The sequence below is a fragment of the Pseudomonas sp. CFBP 5748 genome (assembly GCF_053850495.1).
This window is the reverse complement of sequence record NZ_JBSPTN010000025.1, coordinates 1-2,427: the sequence shown is the minus strand read 5'-3', so window position 1 is coordinate 2,427 and position 2,427 is coordinate 1. Positions and strand designations below refer to the sequence as shown.

The 2,427-nt window shown below is 56.7% G+C and carries 3 protein-coding genes; all 3 read left to right on the top strand.

From position 1 onward, the window contains the following. The first annotated feature begins 102 nt into the window (after window positions 1–102). On the top strand, window positions 103–435 hold the full coding sequence (tnpA, locus tag ACWNZ1_RS29145; protein ID WP_014335805.1) for an IS66-like element accessory protein TnpA: 333 nt from the start codon (window positions 103–105) through the stop codon (window positions 433–435). Then, on the top strand, window positions 432–767 hold the full coding sequence (tnpB, locus tag ACWNZ1_RS29140) for an IS66 family insertion sequence element accessory protein TnpB (protein ID WP_046064675.1): 336 nt from the start codon (window positions 432–434) through the stop codon (window positions 765–767). The genes tnpA and tnpB overlap by 4 nt, the downstream gene beginning before the upstream one ends. A 61-nt stretch (window positions 768–828) precedes the next feature. Next, complete coding sequence (gene tnpC / locus ACWNZ1_RS29135; protein ID WP_041476245.1) at window positions 829–2,397, top strand: IS66 family transposase; 1,569 nt, start codon at window positions 829–831, stop codon at window positions 2,395–2,397. Window positions 2,398–2,427 lie beyond the last annotated feature (30 nt).

Sequence of the window (2,427 nt, the reverse complement as noted above, 5' to 3'; positions counted from 1 at the left end):
GTATGCGTCCGGCCAACACACCTTCCTGACCCCGACGCCAAAGGCGATGGTGTCCACCTGATTTAAGTGGACACCATTTCTAGCCTTTTAAGCGGGTCTTTCATGCAGCCACAACGCCGTTCTTACTCCAAATCCTTCAAGGCCCAGGTCATTCAAGAGTGTTCCCAGCCCGGGGCCTCGATTGCCAGCGTTGCGCTGAGCCACAGCCTCAACGCGAACCTCGTCCATAAATGGATTCGAGTGCAAACGCAGAAAGCCATGGCGCTGCAACCTGCTTTCATTCCGCTGCCCTTGCAGTTAGCCGGAGCAAATTCGCAAGCCACGTCATCGACTATCTGCCTCGAAATCCCACACCCGCGCGGCACCGTGAAAGTGAACTGGCCGACCGAAAGCGCCGCTGCCTGTGCCACCTTTCTGCGAGATCTGTTGCGATGATCCGCATCGACGCCATCTGGCTCGCCACTGAGCCCATGGACATGCGCGCCGGTACCGAGACCGCGCTAGCCAGAGTGATCGCGGTCTTCGGTGCGGCGAAGCCGCACTGCGCTTATTTGTTTGCCAATCGCCGGGCCAATCGCATGAAAGTGCTGGTACACGATGGGATTGGTGTTTGGTTGGCCGCACGTCGCTTGAACCAGGGCAAGTTTCACTGGCCAAGCCTTCGACAAAGCAGCGAAATGCAGTTGGATACCGAACAACTTCAGGCCTTAGTGCTCGGACTACCTTGGCAACGTGTTGGAGCCGGCGGTGCAATCACGCTGCTTTAAAAACTGTAATTAGCGTCTTGGCTGGCTGTCGCAAGTGGCCTGCTTTGGTAAAATCCACGGCATGACGTCCTCACCCAATCTCGATCAAATGACTCCCGACCAGCTACGTGCATTCGCTGCGCAGTTGCTGTCGCAAGTCGAGACCTTGGGCAAGACGGTTGAAACCATGGGCAAGACAGTTGACACCATGGGCAAGAAGATCAACCGCGATCAAACGGTGATCGAGAAACTGACCCACGAAATCGCGCAACTCAAGCGTTTGAAGTTTGCCAAGCGTAGCGAGCAGATGAATCCTGAGCAGGCCAGTCTGCTCGATGACCTGATCGATACCGATATCGCGGCGATTGAGGCCGAGCTTCAAGCCTTGCAAATAGCGCCAGCGACGACCGAGAAAAAGCAAAAGCCCAAGCGCACGGCATTGCCGGCGGAATTCCCACGCACATTGATCCATCATGAACCGGACAACACTCGCTGCCCTTGCGGCTGCGCACTCAAGCGTATCGGTGAAGACGTCAGCGAAAAGCTGGACTACACACCAGGCGTGTTCACCGTCGAACGCCATGTTCGTGGCAAGTGGGTTTGCGATGACTGCGAAACGCTGATCCAAGCGCCCGTACCGGCGCAGGTCATCGACAAAGGTATCCCAACGGCAGGCTTACTTGCCCACGTCATGATCGCGAAGTTCGCTGACCATTTGCCGCTCTACCGCCAGGAATCGATTTTCGGTCGCGCCGGCTTGGCGATTCCACGCTCCACTTTGGCTCAATGGGTTGGAATGACGGGTGTGCAATTACAGCCCCTGGTCGATGCCCTGCGTGACGTAGTGATGGGACAGCAAGTCATCCACGCGGATGAAACACCGGTACAGATGCTTGCTCCAGGTTCGAAGAAAACCCACCGGTCTTATGTTTGGGCTTACGCCACGAGCCAGTTCTGCGAAACAGCCGCTGTCGTCTACGACTTCAGCCCCAGCCGCGCCGGTGAGCATGCTCGCAACTTCCTGCAAGGCTGGAAAGGTAAGTTGGTCTGCGACGACTTTGGCGGTTACAAGGCCAGCTTCGAACTCGGCGTGACCGAGATCGGCTGCATGGCCCATGCCCGACGCAAGTTTTTCGAATTGCACGCGACCAACAAAAGCCAGATCGCCGAGCAGGCCCTGCGCTACATCCAGTTGCTGTACGAAATCGAGAGCGAAGTGCGTGATCTGGAACCGGATTTACGGTGCCGAATACGACAAGAAAAAGCCGCTCCGGTGATGGATAGATTGCATGTCTGGATGATCGCCCAGCGTGATCTTGTGCCCGAAGGTTCGGCCATCAGCAGAGCACTCGATTACAGTCTCAAACGCTGGGCAGCGCTGTCGCGCTACCTCGATGATGGGGCCGTCCCCATTGATAATAACTGGGCGGAGAACCAGATCCGGCCGTGGGCTCTTGGACGCAAAAACTGGCTCTTCGCTGGGTCGCTACGTAGCGGAAAACGGGCGGCAGCGATCATGAGTTTGATCCAGTCTGCGCGGCTGAATGGTCATGACCCGTACGCCTATCTAAAGGATGTTCTCACGCGTTTACCGACGCAGCGGGCGAGTGAAATCGAGCTGCTGCTTCCGCATAAGTGGCAGCCGGTTTAATCACGCAAGATGTGATGTCCGGACGCATAC